This window comes from Streptomyces sp. NPDC045955, assembly GCF_056430805.1.
In genome coordinates, this window is sequence record NZ_JBWKKY010000010.1 from 143,386 (window position 1) to 165,158 (window position 21,773).

Sequence of the window (21,773 nt, forward strand, 5' to 3'; positions counted from 1 at the left end):
GCGATAAGCGTCAGCGGACGTGGTCCACGTCGACGAGGTCGACGCGGACACCGCGACCGCCGATGGCGCCCACGACGGTACGCAGGGCGCGTGCGGTGCGGCCGTTGCGGCCGATCACCTTGCCGAGGTCGTCCGGGTGGACCCGGACCTCGAGCACCCGCCCGCGGCGCAGGTTGCGCGAGGCGACCTGCACATCGTCAGGGTTGTCGACGATGCCCTTCACGAGGTGCTCGAGAGCCTCCTCGAGCATGCTCAGGCCTCGGTCGAAGCGGACTCGGCGCCGGCCTCGTCCTTCTTCTCAGCCTTCTTCTTCTGGGTGATCGCCTCACCCTTGCCCTCGTCGTCACCGGCGAGAGCCTCGAACGACGGGCGCCCGGCCTTCTCGGGCGCCGTCAGCAGCGGAGCCGGGGCGGGCTCGCCCTTGAACTTCTGCCAGTCGCCGGTCTTCTTGAGGATGGCCATCACGGGCTCGGTCGGCTGCGCGCCGACACCGAGCCAGTACGCCACACGCTCGGCGTCGACCTCGATCACCGACGGGTTGTACGTCGGGTGGTACTTGCCGATCTCCTCGATCGCACGACCGTCACGACGGGTACGGGAGTCGGCGACGACGATGCGGTAGTGAGGCGAACGGATCTTGCCCAGACGCTTCAGCTTGATCTTGACTGCCACGGGAGTGGGTTCTCCTGGATTTGACGTGGTTGGGCACGGCGAGAGAAGCCGCGTGGGGTTGCGGTACCCGAGTGCCCGATGGACGCGTCAGCCGGAGGAGAGAGGGGTCCTGTGCGGCTGTCGAGTACAGCTAGCCATTGTGCCACACCCTGCCGGGCGGCTTGACCGCGGGGTTCGCCGCCGCTCGGGCAGGCCGAAGGGGCACCCGGCGTGGAGGTGAAGTACGTCGGGTGCCCTGCCCCGCAGTGGCGGATGCTGTCCCGACCGGCAGCCACGAGATGCCGGTGTGGACGTCAGCCGGCCACCGCTCCCACCACGTCCGGGATCCGGAAAGGCTTGCCGCACCCGCCGCAGACGATCGGCGCCTGGGCGAGGACCGACGGCACGACGCGTACGTTGCGGCCGCAGTCGCAGACCGCCTTGACGCGGACGCCGCCGCCGGAGGAGCCGTGCCGGGCGGCCGGGCCCCGGAAGGTGCGGGAGGTGTCGGAGGAGGTCGCGGCCGTGTGGGCCTTGAGAGCGCGCTGGAGGCGCTCCATCGTCGGGCGGTAGCGGCGCTTCGCCTCGGGGGTGAGCGTGACCAGGGAGAAGCCGCTGCTGGGATGCGGTTCCTCGGGGTGGTCCAGGCCCAGCTCCTCGGCGATCGCGAGGAATCTGCGGTTGTGGTAGCGGCCGGCACGGGAGGTGTCGCGGACGCCGCGGGCGGCGGCGATGCCATGGACTGCCTCATGGAGCAGTCGCTCGAAGGAGAGCTCGTGCCCGCACGCGGACGACGACTCCCCGATCAGGGACTCTGGCGCGGCAAGGTCGGGCAGCTCGGGGTGGTACCGCTGAATATCGGCCCACGCCTGTGCCAGCTCTGCGGCGAGAACAGGTGGTGTCTGTGTCGTGCTCACGTAATGAGAACGAGCCTGGGTGCCCCAGTGTTCCGATTCCGGGGCAACCCAAATAATTTGCACGTACCCGTCAGTTGCCTCTGATGCGTCCCGACGAGGGCGGGTGCGCTGATCTGGGGAGAAGCCTCACAGCTCACCACAAGGTGGTGCGTAGTCCCGCGTACGCCCCCCGTCTCCCGCCACCACCCTCAACCGAGGCCCTTCGGGTCGCCCTGCTCGATCGGCGCGTGGATGACGTCCACGCGCCGGGGATGCGCGGTCCGCGGTGACGCAAGAGGCTTTTCGGTCGCCTTGCGCCCCAACTCAGTACTCAGTAAGCGCGCGCGACGACCGCGACGTTACCGGGTGCGTCGTCGGCGTCCGGCACCGACCCGTCCTCGGCGACCAGACACCGTACGGTCACCGCGTGATCGGCCAGCTTGGCTTCGCCCTCCTCACCGAGCACCGCCCACGGGATGCGCGCCCAGCCGCCGGCGCCCGCGACCTCGACCGCATCGTCGATCGTCGAGACCTCGCTGGTGCGGGACTCGCGGCGCTCCCGGGACTGATGCAGCAGCAGGGCCTGGTCCTCTTCGAGGACCTGCGGCAGCAGCGACACCAGGGCGTCCAGGGAGACCGGCTCCTTGCCGCCCGGGATGCGGCGGGCCAGCATCGCGGTGCCGTTCTCCAGGTCGCGCGGGCCGATCTCGATCCGGACCGGCACGCCCTTGAGCTCCCAGTCGACGGCGCGGCGGCCGAAGGGGGTGTCGGTGCGGTCGTCGACGTGGACGCGGATCCCGGCCGCCTTCAGCCGGTCGCCGAGCTCACGAACCTTGGCCAGAACCGCCTCGTCGCCCTTGATCGCGAGCACTACCGCCTGGGTCTGCGCCAGCCGCGGCGGGACGCGCAGGCCGTTGTCGTCGCCGTGCATCATCACCAGGGCGCCGATCATGCGGGTGGTGGAACCCCAGGAGGTCTGCCAGACCAGCTCCTGCCGGCCGTCCTTCGACAGGTACTGCGTGTTGAAGGCCTTGGCGAAGTTCTGGCCCAGTTCGTGGCTGGTGGCCATCTGGAGCGCCTTGCCGTCGCCCATCATGCCTTCGAGCGTGAGGGTGTTGATGGCGCCGGCGAACCGCTCCTTGACGGTCTTGCGGCCGGGGACGACGTCCATGGCGAGGACGTTCACCATGAAGTCCTCATAGACCCGCCGGTGAATGTGCGCGGCGAAATCGCGTGCCTCCTCGTAGGTGGCGTGCGCGGTGTGGCCCTCCTGCCAGAGGAACTCGGTGGTGCGCAGGAACAGGCGGGGCCGCAGCTCCCAGCGCACGACATTCGCCCACTGGTTGATGAGCAGCGGCAGGTCGCGGTAGCTCTGCACCCACTTCGAGAAGTAGTCGTTGATGATCATCTCGGAGGTGGGGCGGACGACGGCGGGCTCTTCGAGTTCCTTGCCGCCGCCGTGCGTGACCACGGCCAGCTCGGGCGCGAAGCCCTCGACGTGGTCCGCCTCGCGCGTGAGGTACGACTGCGGGATCAGAAGCGGGAAGTACGCGTTCTGGGTGCCCGTCTCCTTGATGCGGGCATCCATCTCGCCCTGCATCCGCTCCCACAGCCCGTATCCGTACGGTCGGATGACCATGGTGCCGCGCACCGGACCGTTGTCGGCGAGCTCCGCCTTGGTGATCAAGTCCTGGTACCAGCGCGGGAAATCGTCCGCCTGGGGGGTAAGTACGGGTGCCTTGGCCATGGCGAGATCGTACGGCCCCACGTTGCCGGAATGTGAAATCTCGCCATAGGCACATGACAACTCATATGCCGTGCCGCTTTCCACTGGACGACAGGTCGAGGGGGGAGTTTCCTGGCATACGGGGGTAGTGCGAGCGCACTGTCACGGGGGCCATGGAATCGGGCAAGAGGCAACTCTCGGCGGATTGGGGCGCTTACTTATGACACCTACGCTCGTGCGGCAGCACCTGCCTCACGCGGGGTCCGCACCCCGCGTGGACCTGCGTGCACGCGCGCGTGACTGGTCCGAGATCCAGGAGCGGATGCTCGTACCGCTCTACGAGGCCGTCTACGAGCGACTGGACGTGGGTCCCGCGACGCGGCTGCTCGGCCTCGGCTGCGGTTCCGGACTCGCCCTGCTGATGGCCGCCGCCCGGGGAGCGGCGGTCACCGGTGTCGACGCTTCCCCCGAAAGAATGGCCCTCGCACGGGAGCGACTGCTGCCCGAGGGCGGGGCCAGGCGCGCGCGTGAAGGCAACCGGCTGGTCGACGGCTCACCCCGGGACACGGCGGAGCCGGGCGCTCCGGCGTACACCCTGGTGACCGCCTTCGAGCCGATCGGGTGCCTGGCGGGCGACTCGGAGGGGCTGGGCGGGCTGCTCGCGGAGGCGACGCCGCTGGCGGGGCGCGGAGCGGCCGTGGTGCTGGCCGGCTGGGGTCCGCCGGAGCGGTGCGCCACGACGTCCGTGCTGCGGGTCGCCACCAAGCTGGCGGAGCCGCTGCGCAGCGCGGGCAGCTGGCGCCCCGCCCTCCGCGACGACCTGGAGGACGTCGCCCAGCGGGCCGGTCTCAGGCCGGACGGGTCGGGGCGGGTGGCGTGCCCGTTCGGGTACGCCGATGTGGACAGCGCGGTGCGCGGACTGAAGTCGACGGGGCTGTTCGACGCGGCGATCACGGCGACGGACCAGGTGCAGGTGGACAAGGAGCTGACCGAGGCTCTGCATCCGCACCGGCGGCCGGACGGGACGGTGTGGATGCCGAACGTGTTCCGGTATCTGATCGCCCGGACGCCGTGACGTGATCACCCGGACTCCATAGCGAACAAATCTTGAGTGCAGGTGTGAATGGTGTGAAGAAGGCACCGTGGCATGCTTCTGGTTTCACCAAATGGATCATGAACGCTTAATGTGATCCACCGCTCGGGGGACCTACACATCTGCATACAGGAGCTGTTCGTGCCGCACCACAAGACCACGCTGCGTCTCGTCGCGCCCGTCGCCGTTCTCGCTCTGGCGCTCACCGCCTGCGGTGGCGGCGGCGACAAGGCCGACGCGAAGAGCCCGGACACCGAGAAGGCCAGGGTCTTCCCTTCGCCGGAGCCGGCTTCCGGCGGTGACATGGACACCGGCGAGAGCGCCACGGGCAAGGTCGCGGAGGACCCGGGCGAGGTCACCTACGAGGTCGTGGCGCAGAAGGTCGACGTGGGCACCGAGGCAGAGGCGGCCAAGGCCGTCTCGGAGCCGGACAAGGTCAAGGGCAAGGTGCTGGCCACCGCGTACGTGAAGTACACGCACAAGAGCGGGCCCGCCCTCACCGACGGCTCCGACGTGCACGACGGCACCACGGTCTTCGCCGACGGCCGGCGCGGCACCGTCCTCATCGGGGCGTCCGAGGACGCGACGGGCTGCGAGGACCCGTATGACGTCGAGAGCTGGAAGAAGGGCGAGAGCCACGTCTTCTGCGAGACCTACGTGGTCCCGGCGAACGCCAAGAACGTCGAGGTCCACTGGTCCGAGGAGGACGGCGAGCCCTACATCTGGACGTTCCCGAACGCCTGACCGGCAGGCCATCGGCAGACCACCGAGGGCGCCCCCTTTTTCGAAAAAGGGGGCGCCCTCGGTGTCGTGCGGTACGGGCCGTCAGCCCATGAACTTCTTGAACTCGTCGGGGAGTTCGAAGTCCTTGGCGCCCTGCTGGGGCAGCCCGAAGGCGTTGCCGCCCTCGGCGGCGGCCGCGCGCCGGGCGGCGGCCTCCTGCTCCTGCTGCTTGCGCTTCATCGGGTTGCCGGAGCGCTGCTTGCCCTTGGCCTGCTTCTGCTTCTTCTTGGTCCGGCCGGGTCCGCCGCCCATGCCCGGCATCCCGGGCATCCCGGGCATGCCGCCGCCCTGGGCCATGCGGGACATCATCTTGCGGGCCTCGAAGAACCGCTCGACCAGGTTCTTCACCGCGCTGACGTCGACACCGGAACCCCGCGCGATACGGGCGCGGCGCGAGCCGTTGATGATCGTCGGCTCCTGGCGCTCGGCCGGGGTCATCGACTTGATGATGGCGGCCGTGCGGTCGACGTCCCGCTCGTCCAGGTTGTTGATCTGGTCCTTCATCTGGCCCATGCCCGGGAGCATGCCGAGCAGCTTGGAGATGGAGCCCATCTTCCTGACCTGCTCCATCTGGGCCAGGAAGTCGTCGAGAGTGAAGTCCTGGCCCTTCTTGGAGGCCAGCTTCTCGGCCATCTTCTGGGCTTCGGCCTGGTCGAAGGTCTTCTCCGCCTGCTCGATCAGGGTGAGCAGGTCACCCATGTCGAGGATGCGGGAGGCCATCCGGTCCGGGTGGAAGGCGTCGAAGTCGTCGAGCTTCTCGCCGTTCGACGCGAACATGATCGGCTTGCCGGTGATCTGCCGGATCGACAGGGCCGCACCACCGCGGGCGTCACCGTCGAGCTTGGAGAGCACCACGCCGTCGAAGCCGACGCCGTCGCGGAAGGCCTCGGCGGTGTTGACGGCGTCCTGACCGATCATCGCGTCGACGACGAACAGGATCTCGTCGGGGCCGACCGCGTCCCGGATGTCCGCGGCCTGCTGCATCATCTCCTGGTCGATGCCCAGGCGGCCGGCGGTGTCCACGATCACGATGTCGTGGACCTTGGACTTGGCGAACTCGATGGAGTCCTTGGCGACCTTGACCGGGTCACCGACGCCGTTGCCCGGCTCCGGCGCGTAGACGCTGACGCCCGCGCGTTCGGCGACGACGCTGAGCTGGTTCACGGCGTTCGGGCGCTGGAGGTCACAGGCGACCAGCAGCGGCGAGTGGCCCTGCTCCTTCAGCCAGCGGCCGAGCTTGCCCGCGAGGGTGGTCTTACCGGCACCCTGCAGACCCGCCAGCATGATCACGGTGGGCGGCTGCTTGGCGAATCGCAGACGCCTGGTCTCGCCGCCGAGGATGGTGACCAGTTCGTCGTTGACGATCTTGAGAACCTGCTGGGCAGGGTTCAGCGCCCGCGAGACCTCGGCGCCGAGCGCACGCTCCTTGACGTTCTTGATGAACGTACGGACGACCGGCAGGGCCACATCCGCCTCGAGGAGCGCGATCCGGATCTCGCGCGCCGTGGCGTCGATGTCCGCCTCGGAGAGCCGTCCCTTGCCGCGCAGGTTCTTGAAGGTCGCTGAGAGGCGATCGGAAAGAGTATCGAACACGGCGCTCGCGGTCCTCGGGGTCGGAGACAGACTGGGGAATCGCCCTCCAGGGTATCCCGGCGTGACAAGTCGCCGGGTCGCCCTCACCCACGCAGTGTCTCCTCCAGCTTCCGCGCCACCGACTCGGCCTCGTCATCGGGCAGCGGCGCGCCCTTCGGACCGGTCACGTAGAAGGCGTCGACGGCGTTGGCACCGAGCGTCGAGACGTGCGCGCTGCGCACCAGTACGCTCGCGTCCTCCAGGGCGCGGCCGATGCGGAACAGCAGGCCCGGGGCGTCCTGGGAGCGGACCTCGATGACGGTGGCCAGCCGGGAGGCGGCCGGGTGGACCGACACCCGGGGCGGCGGGGCCACCACGCCCCGGCGGCGCGGATAGGCCGCGTCCCGCTCGGCGAGACGGCCTGCGATGTCCAGGGAGCCGTCCAGCGCCCGCACGAGGTCGGCGCGCAGGCGGGCGGCCTGCGGCAGGGAGCCGTACTCGGCGGCGACCCGCCAGTCCAGCAGCAGGACGGAGCCGTCGACGCCGTCCGGAAGGGTCAGGGACCGCAGCTCCGCCGTCCGTACGGTCAGCCGGTGCATGGCGAGGACACCGGCCACCGCGGGCAGCACACCCGGCTGGTCGGGGACGGCGATGAGCAGCTCCACGCCGAGCGGCTCGGGGTCGCCGGAGGGCTCCTGTCCGGCGGGCGGTTCGGTCTGGGCCCGCAGGGAGAGGACCGGGCTGCCCGTCGCGACCGCCTCGATGGCGAGCCGCTCCTGCTCGGCCGTCGGCGCGGCGTCCTCGGGATCGTCCGGGGCGTCCCCGGCGAGCACCGCCGAGACCCGCTCGACCAGGTCGGCGACGAGCGAGCCGCGCCAGGACGACCAGGCGGCCGGGCCGGTGGCCAGGGCGTCGGCCTCGGTGAGCGCGTGCAGCAGTTCCAGGGTGCTCTGGGAGCCGACGGCCTCGGCGACCGAGCGCACGGTGGCCGGGTCCTCCAGGTCGCGCCGGGTGGCCGTCTCGACGAGCAGCAGGTGATGGCGGACGAGGGTGGCGACGACCGTCACGTCGTGGCGGTCGAAGCCGATGCGGGCGGCCACGTCCTTGGCGATGATCTCGCCGGCCACCGAGTGGTCGCCGGGCCAGCCCTTGCCGATGTCGTGCAGCAGCGCGGCGACCAGCAGCAGGTCGGGGCGGCTGACACGGCGGGTGAACTCGGAGGCGCGCACGGCGGTCTCGATGAGATGCCGGTCGACGGTCCACAGGTGCACGGCATTGCGCTGCGGGCGGCACCGCACCCGCTCCCAGTCGGGCAGCAGCCGGGTGATCAGCCCCTCGGCCTCCAGCGCCTCCCAGACCTCGATGGTCGGGCGGCCGGAGCCGAGCAGGGTGACGAGCTGTTCGCGTGCCTCGGCGGGCCAGGGCGTGGGCACCGGGCGCACGGTGGCCGCCATGCGCCGCACGGCGTGCAGGGAGAGCGGGAGTCCGGCCTGGGCGGCTGCTGCCGCGGCCCGCAGCGGCAGCACGGGGTCACGCTCGGGGCGTGCGGCGCGGGCGAGCACCACCTCGCCGTCCTGTTCCACGACGCCTTCGGCCAGCGGAGAACGCTCGGCGGTCGGCTTTCCGCCGCCCAGCATGGCGCGCAGCCGGGGCCGCACGGCGCGCGACCGCAGTACGCGCCCCACCTCGCGCCAGGTGACGTCACTGGCGTACGAGATCAGCCGCGCCGCCTCGTACACCTGCCGCAGCAGCGTGTCCGCGTCGAGCAGGCCGAGCTCGGCGGCCACCTGGTCCTGCTCCTGGAGGGCGAGCCGGTCGGTGGCCCGCCCGGTGGCCAGGTGCAGGGCGTCCCGTACGTCGAGGAGCCGGCGCCGGGCGTCGGCGAGGCCCTCGCGCGGGGCGTCGGCGAGCCAGGAGGCGGCGACGGCGCGCAGCGCGGTGGCGTCGCGCAGCCCGCCGCGGGCCTCCTTCAGATCGGGTTCCAGGAGGTACTGCAGCTCGCCCTGGCGCTCGGCGCGTTCGGCGCACAGTTCCTGGAGTTCGGGCAGGCGCTTGGGCGCCTGGTTGCGCCAGTCGGCCAGCACGGCCGTGCGCAGTCCGGCGGTGAGGCCGAGGTCACCGGCGATGTGCCGGGCGTCCAGCAGGCCGAGCTGGACCTTGAGGTCCTCGCCCGCGGTCTTGCGGGCCTCGGCGGGCGTGCGGACGGAGTGGTCGAGGGCCAGGCCCAGGTCCCACACCGGGTACCAGAGCCGGTCGGCGAGGGCGGCGACCGCCTTGGCGTCGCCGCCGTCGTGCAGCAGGAGCAGATCGAGGTCGCTGCGCGGGGAGAGCTCGCCGCGGCCGTAGCCGCCGACGGCGACCAGGGAGACCCCGCGCAGCCCTTCCGCACCCGCGGCGAACAGGCCGGTGAGCCAGTCGTCCGTGAGGTCGGCCAGGGCCGCACGGCGCGGCGGCCCGGACCGCGCCTCCTCGGTGAGGAGACGCAGCCGGGCCGCCGCGTAGCCGCTGGGTCCCGAATCCTCTGCTTCCTTCTGCACGTCCGTACCCGTCACCCAGCGACTCCTGTTCTGTTTGCCTGCCTCAGAGCGCGTCGGGGCCGCGCTCGCCGGTCCGGACCCGTACGGCCGTGTCGACCGGGATGGACCAGACCTTGCCGTCACCGATCTTGCCGGTGCGGGCCGCCTTGACCACGACATCGATCAGCTGCTCGGCGTCGTCGTCCTCGACCAGGACCTCGATGCGGATCTTGGGGACCAGGTCGACCGTGTACTCGGCACCGCGGTAGACCTCGGTGTGGCCCCGCTGACGACCGTAGCCGCTGGCCTCGGTGACCGTCAGGCCGTGCACTCCGAAGGCCTGGAGGGCTTCCTTGATCTCGTCGAGCCGGTGCGGCTTCACGACGGCGGTGATGAGCTTCATGCGTCCACCTTCTTGCTCTCGGCGCCGGCCACGGCGGCCGCGGCGGCTCCGGTCTTGGCGGCACCGCCACCGGCGCCGCTGAAGTCGTATGCGGTCTCGGCGTGCTCGGCCTGGTCGATGCCGGCGATCTCGTCGTCCTCGGGGACCCGCATACCGATGGTCTTGTCGAGGATGAAGGCGAGGATCGCGGAGACGATCAGCGAGTAGGCGAGCACGGCGAAGACACCGGCGCACTGCTTCCAGAACTGGGTCAGGCCGCCGCCGTAGAAGAGGCCCGCGACGTCGGACTGGCCGTGGCCGCTGGCGAAGAAGCCGATCAGCAGGGAGCCGACGACACCGCCGACCAGGTGGACGCCGACGACGTCGAGCGAGTCGTCGTAGCCGAACTTGTACTTCAGGCCGACGGCCATGGCGCACAGCACGCCGGCGATGACGCCGACGGCGATCGCGCCGAGCGGGCTGACCGCACCACCGGACGGGGTGATGGCGACCAGACCGGCGACCGCGCCGGAGGCGGCGCCCAGCGTGGTGAACGCGCCGTGGCGGATCTTCTCGTAGGCGAGCCAGGCCAGCATGGCGGCGGCGGTGGCGATCTGCGTGTTGACGAACATCAGCGCGCCGACGCCGTCGTCGTTGCCGAGCCACGAGCCGGCGTTGAAGCCGAACCAGCCGAACCACAGCAGACCGGCGCCGAGCATGACCAGCGGCAGGCTGTGCGGACGCATCGGGTCCCTCTTGAAGCCGACGCGCTTGCCGATGACGAGGATCACGCCGAGCGCGGCGGCACCGGCGTTGATGTGGACCGCCGTACCACCGGCGAAGTCGATCACACCCAGCTCGAAGGCCCAGCCGCCGGCGCCCCAGACCCAGTGCGCGACCGGGAAGTAGACGACCGTGGCCCACAGGGTGATGAACAGCGCCCACGCGCTGAACTTCACGCGGTCGGCGAGGGCACCGCTGATGAGGGCGGGCGTGATGATGGCGAACATCAGCTGGAAGACCATGAACACGAAGATCGGGATGGTGTAGCCGTCCCACAGCTGGGTCAGGCCGATGTTGCTGAGGCCGAGCCAGTCGGAGTTCCAGCCGATGAGGCTGCCGGAATCGGTGCCGAACGCCATGGAGAAGCCGTACAGCACCCACAGGATGGTGACGATCCCGAGACTGATGAAGCTCATCATCAGCATGTTCAAGGTGCTCTTGACGCGGACCATGCCTCCGTAGAAGAAGGCCAGGCCCGGGGTCATGAGCATCACCAGGGCGGAACAGATGAGCATGAACCCTGTGTTGGCGGCAGACAGCTTGGGTGCTTCTGCGGCAAGGGTGATGGCTGGTGCCATCGGCGTCTCCTCGTCGTTGGTACGGCCCCGTGCGGGCGAAGCCTCGAGCGGAATGAGGGGTGGGCCGGTTATGCGCCACGAGATTGGCGCAGCGCGGTTTCGGTGGAAGCCCCTCGTTGTTTCGCCGCCGTGACGAAGGCGCTCTGTGTGTTACGCCTCGATGAACTGCCGGATCCTGGGCGCGTCGATCGTTATCGTGACGCAATCTTCCGCGAGGAAGCAGGTCCGGCCGCGGTTGGCCTTCCGATGACCTGGCATGGGGGAGCCGAGTCGGGCAGTTCGGGAGGACCGGCCGCGGCCGGGGTTCAGGGGATGGGCGGATTCTCGGAGGACGGCAGCTCAGACCGCCTCTGCCGTCTCAGGCAGCTCGGCGGCGAGCCGCTCGGTGAGGTCGACGACCTCGCCCAGGCCGCCGAAGTCACGTGCGGCCGTGTCGACCGTCTTTCGGATACGAGTGTTGACCCGCTCGGAGCGGACCTTCTTGGCGACCTGCATGGCCTGGGACGCGTACACCGTGCACTGCTCGGGCTCGCGCTGCAGGAGGTTCACCGTGGCCATGCCGATCAGGTTCAGCGCGTACGACCGCTGGTGCTCGCCGTCCTCGGCGAAGAGCTCCACGGCCCGCTTCATCAGGGGCTCGGCCAGCGAGGCGTACGTCGGGCTGCGGCCGGCGACATAGGCCAGGTCGCGGTACGAGTGCGAGTTCTCGCCGTACAGCTCGGCCTCGGAGAAGAAGCGGATCCAGTCGGGGTCGGGCTCGTCCCACTCGTCGGCGTCGGCGAAGGTGTCCTCGGCCATCCGGACCGCCCGCTTGCACCTGCCGGGCTGGCCCATGTTGGCGTAGGCGCGGGCCTCCATCGCATACAGCATCGACTGCGTGCGCGGGCTCGCGCAGTCCCGGCTGCCGTACTGCGCGAGGTGGATCAGCTCCAGCGCGTCGTCGGGCCGACCGAGGTGGATCATCTGCCGGCTCATGCTGGACAGTACATACGAACCGAGGGGCCGGTCACCGGCCTCCTTGGCGGCGTGCAGCGCGAGGACGAAGTACTTCTGGGCGGTCGGCTGGAGCCCGATGTCGTACGACATCCAGCCGGCCAGCTCGGCGAGCTCGGCGGCGACCTTGAACAGGCGCCGGGTGGTGGCCTCGGGCTGGGGCTCCTGGAGGAGGTCCGTCACCTCGTGGAGCTGGCCGACGACCGCCTTGCGGCGCAGACCGCCGCCGCACTGGGCGTCCCACTGCCGGAACATCACCGTCGTGGACTCCAGGAGGTCCAGTTCCGGCTTGGAGAGCCGGCCGCGGGCCCGCCCGGAGGTGCCGGCCGCGGGCTCCGGCTCGGAACGCGGGGCCGGCGGCGAGGGGACGAGCCAGCGCTGCATGGGCTCGATGAGGGCCGGGCCCGCAGACAGCACCAGCGAGCTCCCGAGGAAGCCGCGCCGCGCCAGCATCAGGTCGCTGCGCGAGAACTCGCTGAGCAGGGCCACGGTCTGCGGGCCCGTCCACGGCAGGTCGACGCCGGTCACAGAGGGTGACTGGCGCGCGGTGCGCAGCCCCAGGTCCTCGACGGAGACGACGACGCCGAAGCGCTCCGAGAACAGCTCGGACAGGATCTTGGGGATCGGCTCGCGCGGATTCTCGCCGTCGAGCCAGCGGCGCACGCGCGAGGTGTCCGTGGAGATGTGGTTGGCGCCCAGCTGGCGGGCCCGGCGGTTCACCTGGCGGGCGAGTTCGCCCTTGGACCAGCCGCTGCGCACGAACCAGGAGGTGAGCAGCTCGTTCGGGCGCTTGTCAGCGTGTGCAGCGTTTGTCCCGCTTCCGCCGTTGCCGCTCACTGGAACGCCCCCATCCCTGAGACCACTTGTCGCCGAGTGCGCCAAGCCCTATCAGCATGCCGGTTCGTACGGCCGCCCGTCCGGTCCTTGTCACCCTTCGAACGGAATACCGACTTGCCTCCGGCATACCCACGAGCGCATGTGCCCCCAGGACTCGTGCACACAAAGTAATCCTACGATCACCCGTCCAGCCACGTCTCACACGGAAACGCCACCATTCGCCACCCCATCGAATGAACTCACGTGCGCGCGACCGCGATTCACTTGACACAGCACAACCAGGAGCGGGCGCAGCGATGCACTCGGGGGCGCGTGTCGCCGGGCACACCACCCTGAGTACCTCCGGGCGCGGCGTGAACCGGTCGCCGCCGGGAAGGCGGAAACAGAGAGTCACGCACCGCGTCCGCAGCGTAACTGCCGGTGCGTCGGACCCGTTGGAGGGGGCATGGGCTTCACGATCGGCATCAGCCGGGGCATGCGCGACATCCGGTCCGGCTCACGCCGCCGCGGTCGCACGTCGGACGGCACGGCCGTGGCCGAGTACACCGGGTTGTGGGGCTGGGACGTGGTGCCTGGCGCCCGGGCCGCCGCGGGCGCCTGCTCCTGCGGCCGCCGCGACTGCCCGGCGCCGGGCGCGCATCCGCTGGACTTCGCGCCGGTGATCCCCGCCGGAGCGACGCTGGACGACGTGACCGAGACCTGGGGCGAGTTCCCCGGCGCCTCGGTGATGCTGCCGGTCGGCCGGGCGTTCGACGTCATCGAGGTGGCCGAACCCGCGGGCTGCCGCGCCCTCGCCCGGCTGGAGCGCATGGGTCTGCCCGTCGGCCCGGTCGCGGCGACGCCGGAGGGCCGCGCCCACTTCTTCGTCGCCCCCGGCGCCGCCGCCGACCTGCCCGGCCTGCTCTACCGCATGGGCTGGGACGACCCGGCCGCCCTCGACCTGCACGGCCTCGGCCCCGGCGCGCACATCACGGCGCCGCCCTCCGACCGCGGTGGTCTCGGCCCGGTGCGCTGGCTGCGCTCCCCCGCCCTGGACTCGGCCTGCCGGCCGCCGGAGGCCCGGCTGGTGCTGGGCACGCTGGCGTACGTGGCGCACCGGTCACGGGCATAGCCGGCAAGCATCCGTACACAACGAAGCGCCCGTCCCGACTGCGTATCGGGACGGGCGCTTCGCGACCGCATCACATACAGACTTCCGTAGGTGACTCCTCGGCAGTGGCCGCAGCTCACTCTCCGATAAGAGCGTCAACGAACGCCTCCGGCTCGAACGGCGCCAGGTCGTCCGCGCCCTCTCCGAGCCCGACCAGCTTCACCGGGACACCCAGCTCGCGCTGGACCGCGACCACGATGCCGCCCTTGGCCGTGCCGTCCAGCTTGGTGAGGACGATGCCGGTGATGTCGACGACCTCGGCGAAGACCCGGGCCTGGACCAGGCCGTTCTGCCCGGTGGTGGCGTCGAGCACGAGCAGCACCTCGTCCACCGGGGCCTGCTTCTCCACGACCCGCTTGACCTTGCCGAGCTCGTCCATGAGGCCGGTCTTGGTGTGCAACCGGCCGGCGGTGTCGATGAGCACGACGTTCGCGCCCATCTCCTTGCCCTCCTTGACCGCGTCGAAGGCGACGGAGGCCGGGTCGCCGCCCTCCGGTCCGCGCACGGTGTGGGCGCCGACGCGCTCGCCCCAGGTCTGGAGCTGGTCGGCGGCGGCGGCCCGGAAGGTGTCGGCGGCGCCGAGCACGACGCTCTGGCCGTCGGCCACCAGGACACGCGCGAGCTTGCCTGTGGTGGTGGTCTTGCCGGTGCCGTTGACGCCGACGACCATCACGATGCCGGGCTTGCGGTCCTCCGGCTCGGTCTTGACCGCGCGGTCCATGTCCGGGCCGACCAGCGTGATCAGTTCCTCGCGCAGCAGGGTGCGCAGTTCGTCGGGGGTGCGGGTGCCGAGCACCTTCACGCGCTCGCGCAGGCGCTCGACCAGTTCCTGGGTGGGCTGCACGCCGACGTCTGCGGTGAGCAGCGTGTCCTCGATCTCCTCCCAGGTGTCCTCGTCGAGGTGCTCGCGCGACAGCAGGGTCAGCAGGCCCTTGCCGAGAGCGTTCTGCGAGCGGGAGAGCCGGGCCCGCAGCCGGACCAGGCGGCCCGCGGTGGGCTCCGGGATCTCGATCTCGGGAGCCTCGGCGGGCGGCTCCTCGACGACGACCGGAGCCGAGCCGTCCGGGAGATCCACCTCCTCTATCGTGCGCCGCGGTTCCTCCCGCGGCGTCTCGGCCTCGTCGCCGACGTGCGGCTCGGCCGGTGGGGCGGTGATGTCGGGCGCTGCGGGCGGGGGCGGGGGCAGCTGCTTCTTGCGCCGGCTGCCGACGATGAGCCCGCCGAGCGCGCCGAGCACGACCACGGCGATGACTACAGCAAGGATGACGATGTCCATAACGCGTCCAGTATCAGTCATGGGGCCCCGGGTCACGCGGCTTGTGCCACCCTCCCGGCGCCAGGGCCGCCGGATCTCCACACCCCTGGATGTCTGACGCACCGTCAGCTAACGTCCTCCGGACACCCGCCCGGTGAAGGGGGACGTCCCATGCCCGTCTCGGTCGTACGCTTCAACCTCGTCGCTCCCGGGGCCGCCCCCGCCGAGCTCGGCGCCCGTTACCGGGCGGCCCTGGAGATGGCCTCGTACGCCGACGACCGGGGCGTGACCACCGTGCAGACCGAGGAGCACCACGGGGCCGGCAACAACTGGCTGCCGTCGCCGTTCGCCTTCGCGGGGGCCGTCTTCGGCGCGACCCGGCGTGTCGCGGTCACGGTCTCGGCGGTCATCGGCCCGCTGCACGACCCGCTGCGGCTCGCCGAGGAGATCGCCGTGCTGGACCTGCTGAGCGGCGGCCGGCTGGTGACGGTCGCCGGAATCGGGTACCGGCCCGAGGAGTACGACCTGTTCGGCGTGGACTTCGCCCGGCGCGGGCGGCTCCAGGACGAGCTCCTGGAGACACTGCTGAAGGCGTGGACGGGCGAGCCCTTCGCCTTCCGGGGCCGCACGGTCCGCATCACCCCGCGTCCGTACACCGAACCGCACCCCCTGCTCCTGGTCGGCGGTTCCTCCAAGGCAGCCGCCCGCCGGGCCGCCCGGCTCGGCCTGCCCTTCTTCCCCAGCGCGCATCTGCCGGAGCTGGAGGCGTACTACAAGGAGCGCCTCACCGAGTACGGCACCGACGGCTGGGTGATGATGCCCGCCGCCGAGACACCGCTGCTGCATGTCGCCGAGGACCCGGACCGGGCCTGGGCTCAGTACGGGGAGCACTTCCTGCACGAGGCACGGACGTACGCCTCCTGGCAGTCGGGCGCAGTGCGGTCCGCGGTGAAGTCGGCCGCGGCGACGGTTCAGGAGCTGCGTGCCGAGGGCGTGTACCGGATCCTCACGCCGGATGCCTGTGTGGCGCTGGGCCTGGACTCCTACGTGCTGCATCCGCTCGCGGGCGGGATGCCGGTGGACGAGGGATGGCGCAGTCTGCACCTGTTCTGCGAGCAGGTGCTGCCCCGGCTGGCGGCATGAGACCGCCGCCCCGGCTCGGGCAGTGGCCGAACCGGGGCGGCGGCGGGTTACGGGGAGAGGGGCAGCGGGGACTTTGGCCCTCCTCCCCGAGTGTGCGGGACGGACTCAGCCCATCTCCTCCAGAGCCTTGCCCTTCGTCTCCTTGACGAACTTCAGGACGAACGGGATGGAGAGCGCGGCGAAGACCGTGTAGATCACGTAGGTCGCGGAGAGGTTCCAGTCGGCCAGCGACGGGAAGCTCGCGGTGATCGCCCAGTTGGCGATCCACTGCGCGGCCGCGGCCACGCCCAGGGCGGCGGCACGGATCTTGTTGGGGAACATCTCGCCGAGGAAGACCCAGACGACCACACCCCAGGACAGGGCGAAGAAGAGGACGAAGATGTGCGCGGCGATCAGGGCGATCCAGCCCTGCGTGGCGGGCAGCTTGCCGTCGACCAGGTGGTACGAGAACGCCCAGGCCTCCAGCGCCAGGCCGACGACCATGCCGACCGAGCCGATGATCGCGAGCGGCCGGCGGCCGATGCGGTCGACGAAGATCATCGCGATGACGGTGCCGACGATGTTGATGATCGACGTGGTGAAGGAGTAGAAGAACGAGTCCGTCGGGTCGACGCCGACCGACTGCCACAGCGTCGAGGAGTAGTAGAACGCGACGTTGATGCCGACGAACTGCTGGAAGACCGAAAGGCCGATGCCGACCCAGACGATCGGCTTGAAGAGGAAGCCGCCGCCGAGCAGGTCCTTGAAGCTGGACTTGTGCTCGCTCTTCATGGCGTGCTCGATCTCGGTGACACGGGCGTCCAGGTCGACGCCCGTGCCCTCGACCTCGGTGAGGATCTCCCGGGCGCGCTCGTGCTTGCCGACGGAGATGAGGAAGCGCGGGGACTCCGGGATGACGAAGGAGAGCAGCCCATAGAGGACGGCCGGGACGACCATGACGCCGAGCATGACCTGCCAGGCCTCCAGGCCCATCAGCTTGCCGCGTTGGTCGCCGTCGGCGGCGTTCAGCACACCCCAGTTGACCAGCTGCGACACGGCGATGCCGATGACGATCGCGGCCTGCTGGAAGGAGCCGAGCCGGCCGCGGTAGGCGGGCGGGGCGACCTCGGCGATGTAGGCCGGGCCGATCACGGAGGCCATACCGATGGCGAAGCCGCCGACGACGCGCCAGAAGGCGAGGTCGTACAGCGCGAAGGGCAGGGCCGAGCCGACGGCGCTGACCGTGAAGAGGACGGCGGCGATCTGCATGCACCGTATGCGGCCGATGCGGTCGGCGATGCGGCCGGCGGTCGCGGCGCCTATGGCGCAGCCGATGAGGGCGATGGCGATGACCTGGGCGAGGGCTGCGGAGCCGACGTCGTAGCGGTCCCGGATGGCCTCGACGGCGCCGTTGATCACGGAACTGTCGTAGCCGAAGAGGAAACCACCCATCGCGGCCGCCGCCGCGATGAAGATGACATGCCCGAGATGCTCGGGATGAGCCGCCCTGGCTCCGGACTTGGGTGCCTGCGCTGTGCTGGTCACGTGTACTCCTCGGGCCACCGGCAACGCTGCCGGAGCGAATCAGCCTTCGAGGTGCCACCTGAAGGTACCTGAAGGTAAAAGGAACGTTGCCGAGACTATGCCTTCAAGTTTCGAAGTCAATAGGTCAACAGCCATGAATCTGAGGCAGGAGTGTGACGGTGGCGTGTTCAAGTATTGAAGCCATTAAGAGCCGCAGGTGGGATAGGTGTAGAGCACACCCATCTAGCGGAGACGCTGGCTGATGACCTTCGACACACCGTCGCCCTGCATGGAGACGCCGTACAGCGCGTCGGCGACCTCCATCGTGCGCTTCTGGTGGGTGATGACGATCAGCTGGGAGGCTTCCTGGAGCTCCTGCATGATCCGGATGAGCCGCTGGAGGTTGGTGTCGTCGAGGGCGGCCTCGACCTCGTCCATGACGTAGAACGGGCTGGGCCGGGCCTTGAAGATCGACACCAGCAGCGCCACGGCGGTCAGCGACCGCTCCCCTCCGGAGAGCAGCGACAGCCGCTTGACCTTCTTGCCCGGCGGCCGGGCCTCGACGTCGACGCCCGTGGTGAGCATGTTGTCGGGGTCGGTCAGGATCAGCCGCCCCTCACCCCCCGGGAACAGCCGGCTGAAGACGCCCTCGAACTCCCGGGCCGTGTCCCGGTAGGCCTCGGTGAAGACCTGCTCGACACGCTCGTCGACCTCCTTCACCACCTGGAGGAGATCCGCCCGCGTCTTCTTGAGGTCCTCCAGCTGCTCGCTGAGGAACTGGTGGCGTTCCTCCAGCGCCGCGAACTCCTCCAGGGCGAGCGGGTTCACCTTGCCGAGCTGCTGGTAGGCGCGCTCGGCCGACTTCAGGCGCTTCTCCTGCTCGGCCCGGACGAACTGCTTCGGCCTGTTGCGCGGGTGCTCCGGGTCCTCCGGCAGCTCCTCGCCCTCGGCGGGGGGCGAGGGCGGCACGAGCTGGTGCGGTCCGTACTCCGCCACCAGCCCCGCCGGTTCGACACCCAGCTCCTCCAGCGCCTTGGTCTCCAGCTGCTCGATCCGCAGCCGCTTCTCGGCGCCGAGTACCTCGCCGCGGTGGACCGAATCCGTCAACTTGTCGAGTTCGGCCTTGAGATCGCGTCCCTCGGTGCGGGCGCGGGCGAGTTCCTGTTCACGGCGGGCCTTGGCGGCCTCGGCGGCGGTGCGTTCCTCGTCGGCGCGTGCGAGGGAGACCTCGACGTGCGCGAGCAGCTGCCGGGCGCCCGAGCCGACGGCCTCGGCGACGGCCGCCTCGTGCCGCAGACGGGCCCGCCGCTGCTCGGCACGCGCGCGTGCCTCGCGCTCCGCGCGTGCGGCCCGGTCCAGGGAGTCGGCCCGTCCGGCCAGTCCCTTGACCCGTTCCTCGTGCGTACGGACCTGGAGGCGGGCCTCCATCTCCGTCTGCCGCGCGTTGGCACCGTCGGCGGCGAGCCGGTCCCGTACGGAGGTGTCGGGCTCCTCCTCGATCGGCATCTCCTCGGCGACGGCGAGCCGCTCGGCGAGTTCCTCGACCTCCTGCAGCGCCTTGTCGAGGGCCTCCTGGGCCCGGGCCGCGGCGGCGGTGGAGCGCTCGGCCTCTCCCGCCGCGCCTCGTGCCTGCCCGGCGAGCCGGCCGAGCTGCTGGGCCACGGCGGACTTCTCCCGGTCGGCGGCCCGGCGCCGCTCCCCCAGCTCCTCGACCAGCGCGGCGCACTCCCTGCGGCGTTCCACCGCCGCCTGCTGGGCCTCGGTCAGCGCCTCGCAGCGGACGGCCAGCTCTTCCAGCTCTGCGGCTGCCTCGTCCACCGAGGCTTGTACTTCGAGGAGGCTGGGGGCGCCCGCGGAGCCGCCGTGGGCGAAGTGGGCGCCGAGGAGGTCGCCCTCGGACGTGACGGCGGTGAGGTCGGGGTGGGCGTAGACGAGGTCTTCGGCGTCCTCCAGGGTGCTCACGACGACGATCCCCTGCAGGAGGCGGCGTACGGCGGGCATGAGGTCGGAGGGGCCGCGGACCAAGTCGGCGGCGAAGGTGTGCCGAGCGTCCGCGGGTTCGTCGGGGCTGGTCGCGCAGTACCCCGCGCCCCCAGGGCGGGGATCTCCTGCCAGGAGCAGAGTCGCCCGGCCTCCGTCCTGTTTGCGGAGGAGTCTGATCGCCTCTGCCGCCGAGGTCGGCGTCGTGACCGCGATCGCGTCCGCCGCCGCCCCGAACGCAGCGGCGACAGCGACCTCGTGGCCGGGGGTCACCGTCAGGAGTTCCGCCGCCGGGCCGAGGAGGCCTGAGAGGCGGTCTTTCGCCGCGAGCAGTATCCCCGTGCCGTCCTTGCGGCGCAGGCCGAGTGCCAGGGCCTCGTGGCGGGCCTGGGTCGCGGCGCGCTTGCGTTCCGCCGCCGTGGTCGCCTCGCGGGCCGCCGTGAGGGCTGCCTCGGCCTCGGCGAGCCGTTGTTTCGCGGCCTCGTGCTGCTCGGCGAGTTCCGCGTCGCCGGCGTCCAGGCCGTCGACCTCGGCCTTGAGGGCCTCGTATTCCTCCTGGGCGGCGACGGCACGTTCCTGCGCCTCGTCGCGGGCGGCGGCCAGGCGTTCGATCTCGGCCTGGGCGGAGGCGGCGCGGGAGCGGGCCGCGTTGACCTGGCCGCTGAGCCGGGCCAGGCCCTCGCGCCGGTCGGCGATGGCGCGGGCGGCATCCTTCAGGCGCCGTTCCTCCTGGGCCAGGGCGCTCTCCAGCTCGGCGCGGTGGGCGACCGTGTCTTCGAGGGCGCGTTCGGCCGCTTCCAGGGCCGCTTCCAGCTCGGCCTCCTGCTCACGGATGCGGGCGGCCTCGCGCTCCATGTCCTCCGGGTCGCGGCCGCGCCGTTCCTCGGGAGGTGCGGAGGTGGCGCTCTTCACGCGGGCGTCGGCCAGCGAGATCGTGCCGCGCACCCGCTCGGCCAGCTGGGAGAGCTCGTACCAGGTCTGCTGAGTGCGCTGCAGGCGCGGCGTGAGCTGCCGTACCTCGTCCTCCAGGAGCGCCTCACGCTGGAGCGCCTTGCGCAGCTCCTGCTCCGCGGCCTCCTTGCGTTCCTTCAGCGCGGCCTCGTCGGCGACCTCGGCCTTGAGGGCTTCCCGGAGCCGTACGAGGTCGTCGGCCAGCAGGCGCAGCCGGGCGTCGCGCAGGTCGGCCTGGATGACGGCGGCCCGGCGCGCGACGGCGGCCTGGCGGCCGAGGGGCTTGAGCTGCCGTCGGAGCTCGTCGGTGAGGTCCTGCACGCGCGCGAGGTTGGCCTGCATCGCGTCCAGCTTGCGCAGCGCCTTCTCCTTGCGCTTGCGGTGCTTGAGGACGCCGGCGGCCTCCTCGATGAAGGCCCGGCGGCCCATCGGGTCGGCGTGCAGCACGGAGTCGAGCTGGCCCTGCCCGACGATGACGTGCATCTCGCGGCCGATGCCGGAGTCGGAGAGGAGCTCCTGGATGTCGAGGAGGCGGCACGTGTCGCCGTTGATCTGGTACTCGCTGCCGCCGTTACGGAACATGATCCGCGTGATGGTGACCTCGGCGTACTCGATGGGCAGGGCCCCGTCGGAGTTGTCGATGGTCAGGGACACCTCGGCCCGGCCCAGCGGGGGGCGGCCGGTGGTGCCGGCGAAGATGACGTCCTCCATCTTGCCGCCGCGCAGCGACTTGGCGCCCTGCTCGCCCATGACCCAGCTGAGCGCGTCGACGACGTTGGACTTGCCCGAGCCGTTCGGTCCGACGACGCAGGTGATGCCCGGCTCGAACCGGAGTGTGGTCGCCGATGCGAACGACTTGAACCCGCGGAGGGTCAGGGCCTTGAGGTGCACGCCGCCGGACTCTACCGCCCGGGTTCGTCTCACTCCATGAACCCGCGGTTTCGCCGCTGAACGCACAGGGCACACCAGACGTTAAAGACG

General features: G+C 70.8%; 16 protein-coding genes. 4 read left to right on the forward strand and 12 right to left on the reverse strand.

Features of this window, described 5'->3' with window-relative positions; translation table 11 throughout:
* Nucleotides 1-10: 10 nt before the first annotated feature.
* The 4 genes from AC07F0_RS22100 to proS all read right to left on the reverse strand — a co-directional run bounded on the left by AC07F0_RS22100 (nt 11) and on the right by proS (nt 3,294).
* Nucleotides 11-250, reverse strand: a complete 240-nt coding sequence (locus tag AC07F0_RS22100) for an RNA-binding protein (RefSeq protein WP_003973401.1) — start codon at nt 248-250, stop codon at nt 11-13.
* A gap of 2 nt (nt 251-252) precedes the next feature.
* Entirely contained in the window at nt 253-672 is a 420-nt protein-coding gene (gene rpsP / locus AC07F0_RS22105) for a 30S ribosomal protein S16 (protein WP_478981201.1), read from the reverse strand.
* 293 nt (nt 673-965) lie between these two features.
* Nucleotides 966-1,568 (reverse strand): hypothetical protein, encoded by a 603-nt coding sequence (locus tag AC07F0_RS22110; RefSeq protein WP_020270731.1) that lies wholly within the window; start codon nt 1,566-1,568, stop codon nt 966-968.
* A 310-nt stretch (nt 1,569-1,878) separates the two neighbouring features.
* Entirely contained in the window at nt 1,879-3,294 is a 1,416-nt protein-coding gene (gene proS, locus AC07F0_RS22115) for a proline--tRNA ligase (RefSeq protein WP_478981203.1), read from the reverse strand.
* A gap of 199 nt (nt 3,295-3,493) precedes the next feature.
* Here proS and AC07F0_RS22120 point away from each other — a divergent pair, with 199 nt between their 5' ends.
* Both AC07F0_RS22120 and AC07F0_RS22125 read left to right on the forward strand, forming a co-directional pair.
* Nucleotides 3,494-4,348: a methyltransferase domain-containing protein gene (locus AC07F0_RS22120; protein ID WP_478981205.1), complete on the forward strand. Its 855-nt coding sequence runs from the start codon at nt 3,494-3,496 to the stop codon at nt 4,346-4,348.
* Nucleotides 4,349-4,507: 159 nt separating this feature from the next.
* Nucleotides 4,508-5,110 (forward strand): hypothetical protein, encoded by a 603-nt coding sequence (locus AC07F0_RS22125; protein ID WP_478981207.1) that lies wholly within the window; start codon nt 4,508-4,510, stop codon nt 5,108-5,110.
* Nucleotides 5,111-5,191: 81 nt separating this feature from the next.
* Here AC07F0_RS22125 and ffh read toward each other — a convergent pair whose 3' ends face one another.
* From ffh to nsdA, 5 genes are all read right to left on the reverse strand, one after another.
* Nucleotides 5,192-6,742: a signal recognition particle protein gene (gene ffh, locus AC07F0_RS22130; protein ID WP_436726396.1), complete on the reverse strand. Its 1,551-nt coding sequence runs from the start codon at nt 6,740-6,742 to the stop codon at nt 5,192-5,194.
* An 83-nt stretch (nt 6,743-6,825) separates the two neighbouring features.
* Nucleotides 6,826-9,273 carry a [protein-PII] uridylyltransferase gene (locus AC07F0_RS22135; RefSeq protein ID WP_436726397.1) on the reverse strand — a complete coding sequence of 816 codons (2,448 nt, stop codon included), beginning with the start codon at nt 9,271-9,273 and terminating at the stop codon, nt 6,826-6,828.
* A gap of 28 nt (nt 9,274-9,301) precedes the next feature.
* Nucleotides 9,302-9,640, reverse strand: coding sequence for a P-II family nitrogen regulator (locus AC07F0_RS22140; protein WP_003993253.1), 339 nt, complete (start codon nt 9,638-9,640; stop codon nt 9,302-9,304).
* Entirely contained in the window at nt 9,637-10,980 is a 1,344-nt protein-coding gene (locus tag AC07F0_RS22145) for an ammonium transporter (RefSeq protein WP_436726398.1), read from the reverse strand. The genes AC07F0_RS22140 and AC07F0_RS22145 overlap by 4 nt, the downstream gene beginning before the upstream one ends.
* Before the next feature lie 339 nt (nt 10,981-11,319).
* Nucleotides 11,320-12,810 carry a transcriptional repressor NsdA gene (nsdA, locus tag AC07F0_RS22150; RefSeq protein ID WP_478981209.1) on the reverse strand — a complete coding sequence of 497 codons (1,491 nt, stop codon included), beginning with the start codon at nt 12,808-12,810 and terminating at the stop codon, nt 11,320-11,322.
* 445 nt (nt 12,811-13,255) lie between these two features.
* On the opposite strand from nsdA, the gene AC07F0_RS22155 reads away from it, so the two are divergent.
* A complete protein-coding gene (locus tag AC07F0_RS22155; protein WP_478981211.1) occupies nt 13,256-13,921 on the forward strand; it encodes a bifunctional DNA primase/polymerase in 666 nt (221 codons plus the stop codon).
* A gap of 115 nt (nt 13,922-14,036) precedes the next feature.
* Here the strand turns inward: AC07F0_RS22155 and ftsY are convergent, their stop codons facing one another.
* Nucleotides 14,037-15,236 (reverse strand): signal recognition particle-docking protein FtsY, encoded by a 1,200-nt coding sequence (gene ftsY, locus AC07F0_RS22160; protein ID WP_391088922.1) that lies wholly within the window; start codon nt 15,234-15,236, stop codon nt 14,037-14,039.
* 150 nt (nt 15,237-15,386) lie between these two features.
* Here ftsY and AC07F0_RS22165 point away from each other — a divergent pair, with 150 nt between their 5' ends.
* Complete coding sequence (locus AC07F0_RS22165) at nt 15,387-16,358, forward strand: LLM class flavin-dependent oxidoreductase (protein WP_478981212.1); 972 nt, start codon at nt 15,387-15,389, stop codon at nt 16,356-16,358.
* 105 nt (nt 16,359-16,463) lie between these two features.
* Here AC07F0_RS22165 and AC07F0_RS22170 read toward each other — a convergent pair whose 3' ends face one another.
* The gene (locus AC07F0_RS22170; protein ID WP_478981214.1) at nt 16,464-17,882 is read right to left on the reverse strand and encodes a sugar porter family MFS transporter; all 1,419 of its coding nucleotides are present in this window, start codon (nt 17,880-17,882) and stop codon (nt 16,464-16,466) included.
* A 222-nt stretch (nt 17,883-18,104) separates the two neighbouring features.
* Nucleotides 18,105-21,683, reverse strand: a complete 3,579-nt coding sequence (smc, locus tag AC07F0_RS22175; RefSeq protein ID WP_478981216.1) for a chromosome segregation protein SMC — start codon at nt 21,681-21,683, stop codon at nt 18,105-18,107.
* Nucleotides 21,684-21,773: the final 90 nt, after the last annotated feature.

Bases quoted from the DNA above. Each gene is read 5' to 3' on its own strand.
- AC07F0_RS22140 (WP_003993253.1), bottom strand. From the start codon at position 9,640: ATGAAGCTCATCACCGCCGTCGTGAAGCCGCACCGGCTCGACGAGATC.
- AC07F0_RS22165 (WP_478981212.1), top strand. From the start codon at position 15,387: ATGCCCGTCTCGGTCGTACGCTTCAACCTCGTCGCTCCCGGGGCCGCC.
- AC07F0_RS22145 (WP_436726398.1), bottom strand. From the start codon at position 10,980: ATGGCACCAGCCATCACCCTTGCCGCAGAAGCACCCAAGCTGTCTGCC.
- AC07F0_RS22120 (WP_478981205.1), top strand. From the start codon at position 3,494: ATGACACCTACGCTCGTGCGGCAGCACCTGCCTCACGCGGGGTCCGCA.
- ftsY (WP_391088922.1), bottom strand. From the start codon at position 15,236: ATGGACATCGTCATCCTTGCTGTAGTCATCGCCGTGGTCGTGCTCGGC.
- AC07F0_RS22100 (WP_003973401.1), bottom strand. From the start codon at position 250: ATGCTCGAGGAGGCTCTCGAGCACCTCGTGAAGGGCATCGTCGACAAC.
- proS (WP_478981203.1), bottom strand. From the start codon at position 3,294: ATGGCCAAGGCACCCGTACTTACCCCCCAGGCGGACGATTTCCCGCGC.
- AC07F0_RS22155 (WP_478981211.1), top strand. From the start codon at position 13,256: ATGGGCTTCACGATCGGCATCAGCCGGGGCATGCGCGACATCCGGTCC.